The organism is Micromonospora maris AB-18-032 (assembly GCF_000204155.1).
In the GTDB taxonomy this organism is placed as follows: Bacteria; Actinomycetota; Actinomycetes; order Mycobacteriales; family Micromonosporaceae; genus Micromonospora; species Micromonospora gifhornensis.
This window is the reverse complement of sequence record NC_015434.1, coordinates 4,462,986-4,478,537: the sequence shown is the minus strand read 5'-3', so window position 1 is coordinate 4,478,537 and position 15,552 is coordinate 4,462,986. Positions and strand designations below refer to the sequence as shown.

Below are 15,552 nucleotides of genomic sequence, written 5' to 3'. Positions count from 1 at the left end.
CGGGCGCACTCTTGACCCGCCACTGTGGCTGACGCACGCTGCCTGCGTGAGATTTCGGGCGGGTCTGTTGCGCGAGCACGACTTCCGCCAACTCTTCGTTGCCGACGCCGTCAGTCAGCTCGGCATCCAGGTGAGCCTGATGGCGTTGCCGCTGGTGGCGGTGCTCGCGCTGCAGGCCGACCAGTTCGAGGTCGGCCTGCTGGCGGCGTGCGAGACGGCGGCTTTCCTGTTCATCGGGTTGCCCGCCGGTGCCTGGGTCGACAGGTGGCGTCGCCGGGGGGTGCTGATCGCCGGTGACCTGGTCCGCGCGCTGGTGCTGATCACCGTGCCGCTGGCCTGGTGGGGTGGCTGGCTCACCATGCCGCAGCTGTACGCGGTCGCGCTGCTGATCGGTGTCGGCACGGTGTTCTTCGACGTGGCCTACCAGAGCTACCTGCCGCACCTGGTCCGCCCCGATCAGGTGATCGAGGGGAACTCCCGGCTGGAGGCCGTCCGCAGCGTCAACTGGGTGGCCGGGCCCGCCGCGGGTGGTCTGCTGGTGCAGTGGCTCACCGCGCCGTACGCGCTGGTGGTCAACTGCGTCACCTACCTGGTCTCGGCGTTGTTCGTCGTGCGGATCCGCCGCCGGGAGCCACTGCCGGTGCCGTCTCCCGGCGCCAGCCTGCGGCGTGAGATCGTCGAGGGCCTGCGGTTCGTGATCGGCCATCGGCTGTTGCGGGCGACCGCCAGTTGCACGAGTCTCGCCAACTTCTTCGGCGCCATGACCACGGTGATGCAGGTGATCCTGCTGGCCCGGGTCCTCGAACTCGCGCCCGGTGCCATCGGGGTCTTCCTCTCCGTCGTCAGCGCCGGCGCGGTGCTCGGTGCCGTCGCGGTACGACCGATCGTCGCGCGTCTCGGTCAAGGGCCGACGATCTGGATGGCGATGGCGTTCAGTGCCCCGTTCGGGCTGCTGCTGCCCCTGGCCGAGCGGGGATGGCTGCTCTGGCTCGCGGCGGCGGGCTCAGCGGTCAGCTGGTTCGGCTGTGTGGTCTACAACATCACCCAGCTCAGCTTCCGGCAGCTGCTGACCCCACCGCGACTGCTCGGCCGAATGAACGCGACGATGCGCTTCCTGGTCTGGGGCAGCATGCCGGTGGGCAGCATCGTCGCCGGTGTGCTCGGTCAGCACCTGGGCGTACGCCCGGTGCTGTGGATCGCCGCCATCGGTCAGATGCTGGTCTTCCTGCCCACCTTCCTGTCCCCACTACGGCACATGCGGGTGTTGCCGACGGCGGCGTCCGACTCCCCGGCAAAGGAGCTGAGCACGGCATGAACCAGCGCACCTGGGGTGACCGGCGGCATCCGGCGATCCTGCTGTTCGCCGCGGACCTGCCTGTCGGCCTGTCCGGTGACGACGTGTGCCGCCGGCTCGCCGCAGCCACCCGGTTCGTGATCCGGCTCGACGACGAGACCGACGGCACGGCCGACGACGACCACAGGCCGACCACCGCCGCGCTGGCGGCGCTGGACCGCTGGGAGGTGCGTCGCGCGCATCTGGTGGGCGGCGCCTCCGCCGCGCGGATGGCTCGTCACCACGCCGACCGGGTCGAGTCGGTGTCCGTGCCGGCCGGCACCCACCCGGGGCAGCTGCCGGTGCCGACGATCCCGCTCGACGGACCGGACCCGGTGCTGGCCCTGATCCGGCTGACCAGCGGTGGCTGGGATCCGCAGGGCGACCGGTTGGCGGCGCGGGCGATCGCCGCCGGGGACACCACCGGCTGGTTCGAGGAGCTGTACGCCGGTGGGGTTCGCGGCGAGGTGGACATGCCGTGGGACCGGACCTTCCCACATCCGTTGCTGGCCGAGTGGGCCGAGCGGGAGGGCGTACGTGGTGCCGGCCGCCGGGCGGTGGTGACCGGGTGCGGCCTCGGCGCCGACGCGGAGTTCCTCACCGGCCTGGGGTTCCGGGCGCTGGGCTTCGACGTGGCCGAGAGCGCGATCAAGGTCGCTCGGGACCGTCATCGCGGTTCGGGAACCGAGTACGCGGTGGGTGACCTGCTCGACCCGCCGGCGGACTGGATCCACGCCTTCGACCTGGTCGTCGACGTCATCACCGTGCAGGCGCTACCCGAGCCGCCCCGGCACACGGCGATCGTCAACGTCGGTCGACTGGTGGCGCCGGGCGGGACGCTGCTGGTCATCGCGTACCGGTCGGACGGGTCCACCTATGTGGTGCCGCCCTGGCCACTGACCCGCGCGGAGATCGACGCGTACGGCACCGACGGGCTGGTGCCGGTGCGGATCGAGGAGTTGACCATCGACGGTGGCGACCTCACGGCCCGGTGGCGGGCAGAGTTCCACCGTCCGCACTGATCGGCTGTCCGTTGAGGCGTTCCTGCACGAGGTGTTCCCGGGCCATTCGACGCAGTGCAGCGGAGGCGACACCGAGCAGCACGGACCGCACCGCCGCGGCGGCGCGGTCGTCGCGCTCGAACTGCTCCGGCACCTGGGCGAGCTCGTGCGCGGCGAGCCGCTCGGCCACTTCCGCGTACGGGGTCAGGAAGTCGGTGCCGCACGCGCAGCCCAGCAGCCGCAGGGCCGCCAGCACCTGCGCGAGCCGGATGGCGGCCGGGGTGTCGGCGGGAAGCTGCCAACCGAGTTGATGAACGAATTCGTCGACCTCGGCCTGCGCGTCTTTCAGGTGCGCCGATTCCGGGGGCTCCGATTCGAGGCCGAACACCGCACGATCGGTGACGGCATAGAGGCCGGACAGGGACATATCGTCGTCCGCGATGGCGGAGAGCACGTCCCGAACCGACGAAAGATCGAGGTGGGCGATCGTGGTGAGGGAACGGATCAACAGCAGTTGTCGCAGGTGCTCCTCGCCGTAAACGGCCTGGTTGCGGCCGGTGGGGGTGCCGGCTGGAAGGAGCTTTTCCCGCAGATAGAACTTAATGGTCGCAACGGGTGCGCCCGATCTCCTGCTGAGATCCGAGATTCGCATGCATCCCCCAGGCGATCGGCAACTTGCCCTCCGCAGTATTCCACAGAGGAGCCTGGGTCAAATCTCCCAAATCCTGTCGGATGGGAATTGTGGGTGCCGCGCCCTCGGGCGGATGAAAAAGCTCGGACCGGTCCGGCTGGCCGCGCCGTTCAGGCGGCGGGCCGGTGGTTCTGGGCCGAGGCGAAGTGTCGCTGGGGGCGCAGCTCGGTCGGCGCGGTCTCCGTCCGCCCGATCTCCTCCCGCCCGGTCTTCTCCCGTCCGGTTTCGTCCCGCCCGGTCATGGACAGGGCCAGCTTGCGGGCGTCGAGCAGGGCCAGCAGCACGGGTGGGTCGAGCGCTCCCGCCGGTTGCAGGGTCAGCTCCGCCTCGGTGTCGGTGTCCGGGCGTACGGTCAGCGGACCGTAGGACGCCACCGACACCTGCTGCTCGGGTTGGGAGGCGTCCCACACCGACTGCTGCGGATCGCCCGTCACCGACTGCGCCAGCAGGTACCAGCTGCCGCTCGGCACCTCCTCGAAGGTGAAGTGGCCCGGCTCGGGCAGCACGGCGCAGCGCACCGGCCGGCCCTCCGGGATGCGGTCGGCGAACATGCCGACGAAGATCAGACCGGGCTCGACGTCGGGCCCGGGAAAAATCTTGCCTCGGACGCGGGCCGCCGACGGTTGGCCGAGTCTGCCGGAGCGGTCGATCGGGATGTGCGTCGCGAACCCGGCGAGCCGCCGGTAGGTGGTCGGTGGCATGCCCACGCTGCGGGTGAAGCGTGAACTGAAGGTGCCCACGCTGTTGTAGCCGACCCGCAGGCTGATGTCCGCGACGTTGAGTGACGTCGACTTGAGCAGGTGCTTGGCCCGCTGAAGCCGCAGAGCCGACAGGAACCGAGCGGGCGAGACCCCGGTGGCCCGCTGGAAGATCCGCGTGAAATGGAACTTGCTGAACATGGCCGCGCGGGCCAGGTCGTCCACGGTGAGCTGCTCACCGAGGTTGTCGTGCATCATTCCGATGGCGCGCTTCACCGCAAGCTCAACTGACTCTTCCATTTGCTCCACCTCGGTCCCGATGGCGAGCGGGATCAGGCACGATCCCATACCTGGTGTCACTGCAATTACTGGCGATTTCTGCGTGGGCGACAATTCGGGAGCGCTTTTTCAAATGGTCGGCGCTTCCAATTGTGGCGGTTTGCCGTTTCCGCCCGGCGCTGTGCCTGGCGTCGAGATTAGCGGAGCCGGTCATCTGGTCGCAATGACTGCGCAACCGCCTGCTCGCTGTGCGCAATCGGGAAGTAATGGCCTTCTGTGGGCGACGTTTTTGCAGCTCAAGCGCGTGAGCGGATAGTGGCACGCACTACTTCGGATAGCGCTGATAGCTATTCGGACAGCTGCCTGGACCACTGTTTCGATGCGGTGCGAACAGCCCGAAAGTGCACCATTCGACCGTCCGTCGCCGGTGGCGAAGTGCGAACAGTGTCGCGACCAGCGGCGATGTCCATTCGTACGAGAGTGGCTTGTCCTGTCGGCGGTCTCCACCGCGAGGTTGCGCAGCTGCGGCGCTTCTTCCGGCTCAACAACGGTTGGTCTGAATTGACCATAAGATAGGAGTTGTACCCCTCGACTACTCTCGCCGTCGTGGACACTGCGGAGATCGATGCACCGGTCGTCGGCGTCACCGTCTATCCGGACCGGGCGCGGGTCACCCGTCGCGGTGTCGCCAGGTTGACCGCCGGCCGACACCGGGTACGCATCGCGCCGCTGCCGCTCGGGCTGCGCCGGGACTCGGTCCGGGTCGGCGGTCGGGGTCCGGCCACTGTGCTCGGTGTGAACGTGACCACCTGGCGGCAGGCCCGCAGCACCGACACGCAGGTGGTCGGGTTGGAGCAGCGGCGCCGCGAGATCGCCGACGAACTGGCCGAGGTGGACGACGCGGACGGGATCGAGGAGCAGCGCGGACAGTTCCTCGCCCGGTTGGCCGAGCGGGCCGGTGGCACGTACGCCCGTGCCCTGGCCGCCGGTGACGCGGCCCCCAGCGACGTGGCCACCTTCACCGACGCGGTGGCCGCGCAGCTCGCCGACTCCCGGGCCCGCCGCCGCGGGCTGGCCCGTCGGCGCACCGAGCTGGCGGAGGAGTTGGCCGCGGTCGGCCGGGATCTCGATGCGGCGCAGGGCAAACGGACACCGGATCGGTTGGCCGTCGAGGTGATCCTGGCGGCGGAGGTCGACGACACCGACGTCGAACTGGAGCTGACCTACCTCGTGGACGGGGCTCGGTGGCAGCCCTCCTACGATCTGCGGCTGGTCGACGACACCATGACCGTGACCTGGTTCGGGGCGGTCAGCCAGAGCACGGGGGAGGACTGGCCGGAGTGTGAACTCCAGCTCTCCACCGCCCGGCCGGCGGCGACGACAGGCGTACCCGAACTGTCGCCGTGGTATCTCGACCGGGTGCGGCCGGTGTCGCCGGTCGCGATGTCGGGCATGCCGCTCGCGATGCCGCCGCCCGGGCCGGCACCGGCCGGCGGCGCTCCGGTCCGCGCCGCAGCGCGGCAGAAGCTGCAGGAGAGCGTCGCCGAGGTGGAGCAGGGGATCAGCGCAGCCACCTACCGGCCGGCCCGGCCGGTGGCGGTGCCGGCCGACGGCAGCGCGCACCGGGCCACCATCGCCGTGCTGGAGCTGCCGGCCCGACTGGACCACGTCACCGTGCCGGTGCGGGCCGCCGACGCCCATCTGCGCGCCACCGTCCGCAACACCTCCGAGCACACGCTGCTGCCCGGGCCGGCCGCGGTGTTCCACGACGCCGACTTCGTCGCGTCCACCAGGCTGCCGACGTGGGCACCGGGTGACGAGACCGAGTTGGCGCTCGGCGTGGACGACCGGCTGCGGGTGGAGCGGAAGCTGCACCGGCGCACCGAGACCAGGGCCGCCCTCGGCTCGACCCGGCGACGGGAGGTGGAATACCTGATCACCGTCGCCAACCACACGCCGCGCCCGGCGACCGTCGAGGTGCGCGACCAGCTCCCGGTCTCGCGCGACGAGGCAGTGGTGGTACGGGAGACGACAGTCGTGCCGCCGCCGATCGAGCGTACCGAGATGGGCGAGCTGACCTGGCGGCTGTCGCTGGCACCCGGCGACAGCGGCGAGATCGCGCTCGGTTTCCGGGTCGAGTTGGCCAAGGGGGTCGAGCTGACCGGCTGGCGCGAGTAGCTGTCAGCGCGACTCCCCACGAGCCTCGCTGACCGCGGCGGCGAGGGCCTGCACTCCGTCGGCGATGGCGCGTTCGGTGAGGGTGGCGTAGCCGAAGATCAGCCCGCCGGGCCCGGTGGGATCCAGCCGGTACCGGGAGATGCCCTGCACGACCAGTCCGTGCCGGGCGGCGGCGGCCACGACGGTGGCCTCGTCGAGGTCGGGCGGGAGCCAGGTGACGACATGTTGACCCGCCGCGACGCCGACCGCTTCCAGTTCGGGCAGTCGGGTACGCAGTGCGGCCACGAGCGCGTCGCGGCGGCGGCGGTAGATCGGGCGCATGCGCCGCAGGTGCCGGTCGAACTCGCCACGGGTGAGGAAGTCGGCGAAGGTCAGTTGGTCGATGACGCCGGAGCCCCGGTCGGCCAGCACCTTGGCCGCTGTGAGGTCGTCGACCAGATGTGCGGGTGCCAGCAGCCAGCCGAGTCGCAGCCCGGGGGCCAGGGTCTTGCTCGCCGTGCCGCAGTACACCACGGTGTCCGGTGCCAGCCCTTGCATGGCGCCGAGCGGTGACCGGTCGTAGCGGTACTCCGCGTCGTAGTCGTCCTCGATGACCACGGCGCGGCGGCGCTGCGCCCAGCCGATCACCCTGGTCCGCGCGGCGGCTGACAGGACCCCGCCGGTGGGCCACTGGTGCGAGGGGGTCAGCACGACGGCGTCCGCGTCGAGGTGTTCCAGTTCCTCGACGCGGATGCCGTCCGGCCCGACCGGGACGCCGACCACCTCCAGACCGGCGGTGATCGCGACGGGACGGGCGTCACCGTCGGAGGACGGGTCCTCGACCACCAGCCGGCGCGCTCCGCGCGCGGCGAGCACCTGGATCAGCAGCGCGACGCCCTGTCCGTAGCCACTGCAGATGACCACGTTCTCCGGGCGGGCCGCGGTGCCGCGAACCCGGTTGAGGTAGTCGGCCAGGGCCGCGTGCAGTTCGGGCACCCCGCGCCCATCGGGGTAGGCGAAACGTTCGCTCGGTGTGGTGGTGAGGACCGTGCGTACCGACCGCAGCCAGGCGGCCCGGGGAAACGACGACACATCGGTACGGCCGTACCCGAAGTCGATCCGGGCTGCCGGCGGGACCCCGGGACGGTGATCCTCCGGCGTCGCAGCCGGATCGACCGCGACCCGGGTGTAGCCGCCCGACCGACTGGTGAGGTAGCCCTCGGCGGCGAGTTGCTGGTAGGCCTCGACCACGACACCGCGGGACACGCCCAGATCGGCGGCGACGGTGCGGGTGGGCGGCAGAGACGTCCCGAGACGCAACCGGCCGGCTCGGATGCTGCGCCGGATGGAGGAGGCGATCTGCCGGTGCAGCGGTTCGGTCGCTGAACGGTCGACATCGATGAGCAGGTCCGCCGCCGTACTCGAATTGGTCCTGGACAGGCCCATGCAATTGGACCTTAACGGGTGTACCGATTCCTGTCAGGGTCGCAGACATGACGACAGCGAAGAGTCCCCGCCTCGACGGTTGCCTGCTCACTGCGGGCGACCCGGGCTACGACGCGGCCCGTACCGTCTGGAATGCCATGATCGACCGCCGGCCGCGGATGATCGTGCGGGCCGCGAGCGTCAGCGACGTGGTGATCGCGGTGCGGCTGGCCCGCGAACTCGATCTGGAGATCGGGGTGCGCTGCGGCGGGCACAACGTGGCCGGTTTCGCCGTCCCCGCGAACGGCCTGATGGTCGACCTGACCCTGCTGAACCGCGTCCGGGTCGATCCGGTCCGGCGACGTGCCCGGGTGCAGGGCGGCGCGCTGCTCGGCGCACTCGACCAGGCGACACAGCCGTACGGACTCGCCACGACCGCCGGCAACGTCTCGCACACCGGCGTCGGTGGCCTGACCCTCGGCGGCGGCATGGGCTGGCTCGCCCGCCAACACGGGCTGGCCTGCGACAACGTCGTCTCCTACACGATCGTCACCGCCGACGGGCAGGTGGTGACCGCGAGCCGGACCGAGCACCCCGACCTCTACTGGGGACTGCGCGGCGGTGGGGGCAACTTCGGCATCGTCACCGAGTTCGAATTCCGACTGCACCACACCGGTACGCAGACCCTGGTCGCCGAGTTCGACTTCCGCGCCGAGGACGCCGTTGCGGTGCTCGAAGGCTGGCGAGACCTCAACGCCGTCGCGCCGCGGCAGGCGACCTTCACCGCCGAGGTCAGCAGCACGACCAGCGGCCCGGTCGCCACCATCGGCTTCGTCTGGGTCGGCGATCCCGCCGCCGGGCATCGGCTGCTGCCGGCGATGCGCGCGCTCGGGCGCCCGATCGCCGAGCGGGTCACCATGCCGTCCTACCTCGCACTCCAGCAGCGCGATGACACCGTCGCCGGACCCGCCTACCGTCGCTATTCCCGCGCACACTACCTGCAGCAGTTCCCGTCCACGGCGATCGAGGCGTTCCTGCTGCGCGGCGCTTCGGACCTGCACGCCGGCACCCTGTTGCCCGGAGTCGGACTCCAGGCGCACGGTGGTGCCATCGCCGACGTCGCCGACACCGATGCCGCGTTCAGCCACCGCAGCACCCTGTTCGAGTTCGGCGCCGACGCACGCTGGACCGACCCGTCGGAAGACGACAACCGGATGGTGGCGGCCCGCGCGGCCGCAGCCACCCTCGACCCGTACGCCGGCGGCGTCTACGTCAACTCACTCGCCGCCGACGAGGGGCGACGCGGGGTACGCCGCGCCTACCCGGCCGCCAAACTCGCCAGGCTCACCACGGTCAAGACCCGCTGGGATCCGCAGAACGTCTTCCACCTCAACCACAACATCCGGCCCGGTCAGGCATGAGCCCGGCATCGAGCAGGCCGATCAGGAAGCGGCAGCGGGACTTCTCAGATGTCACCGAAGCCGTACGAGCCGACCACCGTGGCCTGCTCGAACTGGGGTGGGGCGGCGCAGCGCGAGCGGATGCCCTCCTGGAAGCGCTGGAACGCGGCCGTGTCGGTGAGCGCGGTCGAGCCTTCCTCGGCCACCAGCACGTGCATGAACTCGGTGCCGTCACCCAGCCGGAACGTCGCGTAGTGCAGCCCGGCCGGCCGGGTCTGCGCCAGTTCGGCGAAGACGTCCTCGACCAGCTTGGCGTTCTCGTCGGCGACCTCTGGCCGGGTGGTGTAGCGAATGACCGTGGTCTGGCGCATCGTCGTCCCTTCAGCGGCTGAAAGGCAAACGATCGCCCACCGTCGCCGGATGCGCATCTTCGGTCTTGCTCCCGATGGCAACCTGCGAGGTGCCGATTGACCTAGCCTGGATGTTGGGAGGCGGACACATGCAGGGCAGCCAGAAGGTCCGGCACCGGCAGGCCGATGTCGACGGCGTGACGGTGTTCTACCGCGAGGCCGGGCGTCCCGGCCGGCCGACCGTCCTGCTGCTGCACGGATTTCCCAGCTCATCGCACACGTTCCGCCAGGTCATGCCCATCATCGGCGACGCCGCACATGTCATCGCACCGGATCTGCCCGGCTTCGGCATGTCGTCGTCGCCGACCGTCGGCGACTACGACTACACCTTCGACAATCTGTCGCGTACGGTCGAGCGCCTGCTCGACCAGTTGGGCGTCGAGCGCTTCTTCGTCTACTTGCACGACTTCGGCGCGCCGGTCGGCTACCACCTGGCCACCCGCGCCCCGGCCCGCATCCGCGGCCTCATCGTGCAGAGCGGCAACGCGCACGACGACGGCTTGGGGGAGCAGTGGGACAGCGCCCGGGCGTACTGGGCCGAGCCGACCGACGAGCGGCGCGCCGCACTGCCGGACTGGTTGAACTTCGCGGGCACCCGCGACCAGTATCTCGCCGGGCTGCCCGAACACGTGCGAATCCTGCACGCACCCGAGTCGTGGCACCTCGACTGGGAGCGGATGAGCCGACCCGGCAACATCGACGCGCAGTTCGCGCTCTTCACCGACTACGCCAACCACGTCGCCCGCTTCGCCGAGATCGCCGAATACCACCGCGCGCACCAGCCGCCGGCGCTGGTGCTGTGGGGACGGCACGACCCGTACTTCGACGTCGTGGAGGTCCTCGCCTACCACCGCGCCCTCGATCGCATGGACGCACACCTCTACGACGGCGGGCACCTGCTGCTGGAGACCCACGCGATCGAGTGCGCCGACCTGATGCGCACGTTCGTGCTCGACAACAGCTGAGACCGAGCCGTCGCCGGGCGCGCCGACCTGCACGGGGTGGCGACCGACTGGCGTCGTTGGGGCAAAGCCCTGCGTGTGGTCAACGGCGGACCGTATGGTGCGAAACGTGCGCCCAGCCGCCCACGCTGCGCGAAGGCCGCGGTGCCGGCGGCTGTGCTCCCGCGACGAAAAGGGCGTGAGGATGAGGGCTGTCGTCTATCGCGACGTGCGCAGTGTCGACGTGTGCGAGGTACCCGACCCCGAGGTGCAGGAGGAGACCGACGCGGTCGTACGGATCACCTCCACCGCCTTGTGCGGCACCGATCTGCACATGTACGACGGCCGTACCGGCGCACAGCCCGGCCTTGTGCTCGGCCACGAGCCGCTGGGCGTGGTCGAACGGGTGGGGTCGGCGGTGCAGACCGTGCGCCCGGGGACCCGGGTGGTGATTCCCACCCACCTGTTCTGCGGTGTCTGCGCCATGTGCGCCCGTGGCCTGTCCGCGTTGTGTCTGCGCGCCCGGCCCGACGGACTCGGCGCCGCGTACGGCTATGTGGGCATGGGCCCGTATCCGGGTGCGCAGGCCGAACTGCTGCGGGTGCCGTGGGCCGACGCGAACTGCCTGCCCCTGCCGGGCGAGCCGGGGGACGCGTACGAGGACGACTTCGTGCTGCTCGCCGACGCCTTCGTCACCGGTTGGCACGCCGCCGCCACCCTCGCCGACGTACGCGCCGGGGACACCGTCGCCGTGTTCGGCGCCGGCACGATCGGACTGCTCGCCGCGTACGCCGCCGGCCTGCTCGGCGCCCGCACCGTGTACAGCGTCGACCACGTCGACGCCCGGCTGGGCAAGGCCGAGGAGTTGGGCGCGGTGCCGATGGACTTCCGGCAGGGAGATCCGGTCGAGCAGATCCGGGCCGACCGGGCCCGGCGGGGCCTGCCGTTGGGGGAGGAGAAGCTGCCCGGCGTGGACAAGGTCATCGACGCGGTCGGCTTCCAGGCCCACGACCGGGCCCACCCCGACCGGGAACGCGCCGACCAGGTGCTCGCCGACGCGGCCCGGCTGGTCAATCCGGGCGGCGCGGTCGCCGTCGCCGGTGTCTACCCGGAATCCGACAGCACTCCCCAAGCGGGCGGCAGCGCCGACGGGCACCTCGACGCACCGTGGGGCACCTTCTTCGCCAAGGCCGTCGCGCTGCGGTTCGGGCGTACCCACGATCGCCGCTACACCCGGCTGCTGCGGGACCTGGTGACCGCCGGTCGGGCCCGACCCGGCCGGATCGTCACCCACCATGGCAGCCTGGCCGACGCCCCCGGCTGCTACCAGCGCTTCGACCGGCGGCAGGACGTGATCAAGGCGGTCCTGCACCCGTGACCAGACAGCCGCCCCTGCGGGACCCGCAGGGGCGGCTGATCGGCGTACGGCTACCGGCCGGCGCACAACGCGGCGTCGAAGGCGTCGAGCACCCGGAAGACACCGTCCGGCACCGGACTGGAGTCGGCGGTCACCACGAGGGTCACCGCGCGACCGTCCGCGGTGATCGCGGTCCGGCTGGAGTACCCGTCGATGTCACCCCCGTGCCCCCAGGCCCGACCGCCACAGCTCAGGTCGAACCCGACGGTGCCCAACCCGTAGTGCCACACCAGGTCGGGCAGGGCCTCGCCGCCCGGATAGAACGGGTTGCTGGTCTGCATCTGCGCCAGCGTCGCCGGCTTGATCAGCTTGCCGTCCTGCAACGCCACCAGGAACCGGTTGAGGTCGCTCGGCGTGGAGATCATCTGCCCGGCGGCCCCGCCGATGGAGGGATCGAGCCGGGTGATCTCGGTCCACTTGCCGGTCTCGGGGTGGGGGAGGTAACCGTTCGCGTGCGGCTTGCGGATGCCCTGGTCGCCGACGCCCGGCCAGTAGGTCTTCCGCAACCCGACCCGGTCGATGATCCGGTTGGTGATCACCTCGCTGATCGGCCGTCCGGTCACCTTCTGCACGAGCAGGCCGGCCAGGATGAAGTTGGTGTTGCTGTAGTCCATCGTGGTGCCCGGCACCGGGCTCGTCGGCTCCTTCGCAAAGGCCGAGTCGAGCAGGTCGCGCGCCTCGAAGTATCTGTCGCGCCACTCGAAGACGTGCGGCAGATCGTAGTCCGGCAGGCCACTGGTCTGCTCCAGCACGTGCCGGACGGTGATGGTGCGCCCGTCGAAGCCATTGCCGCGCACCAGACCCGGCAGGTACGTCTCGACCGGCTCGTCCAGGCTGATTACGCCGTCGTCGACGAGTTGCAGGACGGCGACGGCGGTGAACATCTTGGTGTTGCTCGCCATGCGGATGTAGCCGTCGGTGGGCACCTTCGCCCGGGTACGCAGGTCGGCGACGCCGGCCGTGTAGTGGGTGACGCGACCGTTGCGGTCCCGTACCGACGCGAGCGCCCCGGGCGCGACCCCGGCCCGCACCAACTCGTTCAGGCCGGCCTGGACGGTGTCCGTTGCCGGCTTGGCGGCCGCCGGGTCAGCGAGCCGTACGCCGACCGCGGCGAACCCGACAATCGCGACGGCGGTCAGCGCCGCCGTCACCCGTCGACCGGTGCGGATCCCCGTGGATTTCCCGATGGTGTGCACAGAACCTCCCCTTGACTCTGCGGAGCGCATGCGACCTGCAGCGATCCGTGAAAATGTCGAACCGTCCCGACCCGCGTTCACTCCTTCACCCCGATGCCGTCGACCGGTGGGGTGCGCAGGAGCGCGCCGATGGGCAGGACGGTGGTGGCCAGCGCGAGCAGCGCCGTGCCGCCGATGATCGATATCCAGCCGGCGGTCGGGACGTAGGGCACCGGCTCGCCGGTAAGCGTCCGGACCACCGAGACCAACGTGATCGCGGCGATCGCGCCGCCGACCAGCAGCGACGTGCCGAGCAGACCGACCTGTTCGGCGTGCACCATCCGCTTGACCTGACGCCGGGTCACCCCGACCAGGCGCAGCAGGGCCAGTTCGCGACCCCTGGCCAGCGCCGCCATGACCATCGTGTTGGCCGCCGCCAACGCCGCGTAGCCGACCATGACGCCGATGAGCAGCTTGTTCAACCAGGCGCTGATCGCCAGATCCTTCGCCAACTCGCCGTTGATCGCCGCCGTGTCGATCAGGCTGCTGCCCGGGTGACGGTCGACCAGGTCCGTGAGGGCGGCGCCACCGCCCTCGGTGCGGATCAGGACCTGGTCGTCGAGGTTCGTCGCGGTGTGACCGTCGACCGTCTCCCGGTTCAGGGTCACGTCACCGAAACCGAGCCCCCGTTCGTAGAGGGCGACGACCCGCAACGTCACGGGCGTGCCGTCGCCCAGCCACATCGCCACCTGGTCGCCGAGCTCCGCCCCCTGCGAGGACGCCTGCAGGGTCGACAACGCCACGGTCGCGCCCCGCAGGTCGGCAAGCCGTCCCTCGGTGACTGTGAGATCGAGGGTCCGGTCGGCACCGTCGGGGTCGACGGCCTGCGCGCTGACCTCCTGCGGCTCACCCATCACGCGGGTGATCACCGAGGTACGTCGGATCCCGGTCGCGGCGACGACCCCGGGCACCGCGCGGGCGTCCGCCACGGCGCTCTGCGGCAACCCGACCGGTGACAGCAGCGCGTGCTGGGCCAGCATCCCGTCGCGGGTCTGTGCGACAGTCTGTCGTTGCAGGTTGTCCTGAAGGAACCAGACCGAGCCGCCGAAGCCCACCGCCAGCACCAGCGCGGTCAACACCGTCACCATGCCCTGCGCGTTCGCCCGCAGGTTCGCCGCGGCCAGGTATCCGCTGTCGCCCCAGACGGCCCGCAGCACCGGGCCGAGTGCCCGCGCGGCGTACCGGTTGATCCACGGGGCGAGCAGGGCGGCGGCGAGCACGAAGACGTACAGCATGCCGAGCGCCGCGCCGAGGGCGGCCGGGCCCCGAGCGACCGTGGTGACCATGGTGAGCGAGACGCCGGCGCCGAGCGTGACCAGCCCGATCACCAGCCGGGTCCGGCTGTTGCGCGACGGCTCCACGGCCACCTCGCCGAGCGCCTCGGTAGGCCGGATGCGTACCGTGCGACCGGCGGCGATCAATGCCGCCGTCACCGCCACCAGCAGCGTTACGGCGGTCACCGCCACGGCGGACAGCACGCCGCCGCTGATCGGGAAACCGTCCGGGACGAACCCCCGCGCGATCATCTGCCGGTGCACCCGGTCGGTCACGAACAGCCCGGCCGGGATGCCCACCACGACCGCGACGATGCTCACCTGCACGACTTCGGCGAGGAGCATCCCCCGGACCTGGCCCGGCGTCGCCGCGACGGCCCGCAACAGGGCGAGGTCGCGGCGGCGGTGGCGGACCGCCAGCCCGACGGTGCCGGCGACGACGAACACGACGAGCGCCACGACGTAACCGCCGAAGGCCGCGCCGACCTGGACCAGCAGGTCACGCGCCGCGAGGGCCTCGGACTGCGTCAACGTCCCGCGGTCGGCGCCGGTGTACACCCTCGCCCCGGCCTCGGACGACAGCCGGCGCACCTCGGCCACCACGGCGGAGGTGTCCGCGTCGGATGCCAGCACGATCCCGATCGCGTCGGCCCGCCCCGGGTGCGGGTTCAGCGCGGCGGCGTGGCGGTCGGTGAAGAAGAGGGCCGCCGGCCAGTCACCGTCGACGGCGCGTTCCACCACACCACTGACGGTGTACGTGCGGACCGCGCCACCGACGAGGACCGGAATCCGGTCGCCGGGGCGTATCTCGTCCTCGGCCGCCTTGGCGAGCCGCAGGTCGACGGCGACCTCGCCGTCGGCGCTGGGCTGGCGGCCGTCGACGATCCGGTACGGCGTGAGCGCGGCACTGCTCCAACCATGGGCGAGGGTGTGCGACGTCGCCGCGATCGGGACCACCGCCCGGATCGACCGGTCGACGGCGACGATCGTGATTCCGGGTACCCGCCGGAGCTGTTCGGCCAGGTCGACCGGAACGGTCCCCCCTTCGGGCAGCCGCACCCGCGTCGTGATGGTCGTACCGTCGAACTCCTTACCGGTGATCGTGATGTCGTGGTTCGCGACGACGATGTCGGCGGCGGCGTACCGCTGGGGCGCGGGCGTGTAGCGCAGCCCGGACTCGACAAGCAGACCCACCGACATCAGGATCATGACGCCGCAGGCGAGCGCGACGAGGGTGGCGATCGCGGTTCCGATCCGATGCCGCAGCATCCGCAGAGCCAGTCCCAGCATG

The 15,552-nt window shown here is 70.9% G+C and carries 12 protein-coding genes; 6 read left to right on the top strand and 6 right to left on the bottom strand.

The annotated features are described in order from the left end of the window. Window positions 1–46: 46 nt before the first annotated feature. Together VAB18032_RS19845 and VAB18032_RS19840 are read left to right on the top strand one after the other, a co-directional pair. The gene (locus tag VAB18032_RS19845; RefSeq protein ID WP_148272320.1) at window positions 47–1,315 is read left to right on the top strand and encodes an MFS transporter; all 1,269 of its coding nucleotides are present in this window, start codon (window positions 47–49) and stop codon (window positions 1,313–1,315) included. Then, entirely contained in the window at window positions 1,312–2,355 is a 1,044-nt protein-coding gene (locus tag VAB18032_RS19840) for a class I SAM-dependent methyltransferase (RefSeq protein ID WP_013734685.1), read from the top strand. Before VAB18032_RS19845 ends, VAB18032_RS19840 begins: the two co-directional genes overlap by 4 nt. On the opposite strand, the gene VAB18032_RS19835 is transcribed toward VAB18032_RS19840, so the two are convergent. Continuing rightward, window positions 2,315–2,986 carry a MerR family transcriptional regulator gene (locus tag VAB18032_RS19835; RefSeq protein WP_081476163.1) on the bottom strand — a complete coding sequence of 224 codons (672 nt, stop codon included), beginning with the start codon at window positions 2,984–2,986 and terminating at the stop codon, window positions 2,315–2,317. The two genes, VAB18032_RS19840 and VAB18032_RS19835, sit on opposite strands and share 41 nt — an antisense overlap. Window positions 2,987–3,135: 149 nt before the next feature. Then, the gene (locus VAB18032_RS19830) at window positions 3,136–4,023 is read right to left on the bottom strand and encodes a helix-turn-helix domain-containing protein (protein WP_043725077.1); all 888 of its coding nucleotides are present in this window, start codon (window positions 4,021–4,023) and stop codon (window positions 3,136–3,138) included. Window positions 4,024–4,608: 585 nt separating this feature from the next. Here VAB18032_RS19830 and VAB18032_RS19825 point away from each other — a divergent pair. Beyond that, window positions 4,609–6,180: a DUF4139 domain-containing protein gene (locus VAB18032_RS19825; RefSeq protein WP_013734682.1), complete on the top strand. Its 1,572-nt coding sequence runs from the start codon at window positions 4,609–4,611 to the stop codon at window positions 6,178–6,180. A gap of 3 nt (window positions 6,181–6,183) precedes the next feature. Here the strand turns inward: VAB18032_RS19825 and pdxR are convergent, their stop codons facing one another. Then, window positions 6,184–7,605 carry a MocR-like pyridoxine biosynthesis transcription factor PdxR gene (pdxR, locus tag VAB18032_RS19820; protein WP_013734681.1) on the bottom strand — a complete coding sequence of 474 codons (1,422 nt, stop codon included), beginning with the start codon at window positions 7,603–7,605 and terminating at the stop codon, window positions 6,184–6,186. A 47-nt stretch (window positions 7,606–7,652) separates the two neighbouring features. On the opposite strand from pdxR, the gene VAB18032_RS19815 reads away from it, so the two are divergent. Further along, the gene (locus tag VAB18032_RS19815) at window positions 7,653–9,005 is read left to right on the top strand and encodes an FAD-binding oxidoreductase (RefSeq protein ID WP_013734680.1); all 1,353 of its coding nucleotides are present in this window, start codon (window positions 7,653–7,655) and stop codon (window positions 9,003–9,005) included. A 44-nt stretch (window positions 9,006–9,049) separates the two neighbouring features. Here VAB18032_RS19815 and VAB18032_RS19810 read toward each other — a convergent pair whose 3' ends face one another. Next, the gene (locus tag VAB18032_RS19810) at window positions 9,050–9,355 is read right to left on the bottom strand and encodes a hypothetical protein (RefSeq protein WP_013734679.1); all 306 of its coding nucleotides are present in this window, start codon (window positions 9,353–9,355) and stop codon (window positions 9,050–9,052) included. Window positions 9,356–9,483: 128 nt separating this feature from the next. Between VAB18032_RS19810 and VAB18032_RS19805 the strand changes: the two genes are divergently transcribed. Then, a complete protein-coding gene (locus VAB18032_RS19805) occupies window positions 9,484–10,359 on the top strand; it encodes an alpha/beta fold hydrolase (RefSeq protein WP_013734678.1) in 876 nt (291 codons plus the stop codon). Between the two features lie 181 nt (window positions 10,360–10,540). Continuing rightward, the gene (locus VAB18032_RS19800) at window positions 10,541–11,713 is read left to right on the top strand and encodes an alcohol dehydrogenase catalytic domain-containing protein (protein ID WP_043721360.1); all 1,173 of its coding nucleotides are present in this window, start codon (window positions 10,541–10,543) and stop codon (window positions 11,711–11,713) included. Window positions 11,714–11,763: 50 nt separating this feature from the next. Here the strand turns inward: VAB18032_RS19800 and VAB18032_RS19795 are convergent, their stop codons facing one another. Together VAB18032_RS19795 and VAB18032_RS19790 are read right to left on the bottom strand one after the other, a co-directional pair. Then, window positions 11,764–12,948 carry a serine hydrolase domain-containing protein gene (locus tag VAB18032_RS19795; protein WP_013734676.1) on the bottom strand — a complete coding sequence of 395 codons (1,185 nt, stop codon included), beginning with the start codon at window positions 12,946–12,948 and terminating at the stop codon, window positions 11,764–11,766. Window positions 12,949–13,025: 77 nt separating this feature from the next. Further along, window positions 13,026–15,551, bottom strand: a complete 2,526-nt coding sequence (locus VAB18032_RS19790) for an FtsX-like permease family protein (RefSeq protein WP_013734675.1) — start codon at window positions 15,549–15,551, stop codon at window positions 13,026–13,028. Between the last annotated feature and the right edge of the window lies 1 nt (window position 15,552).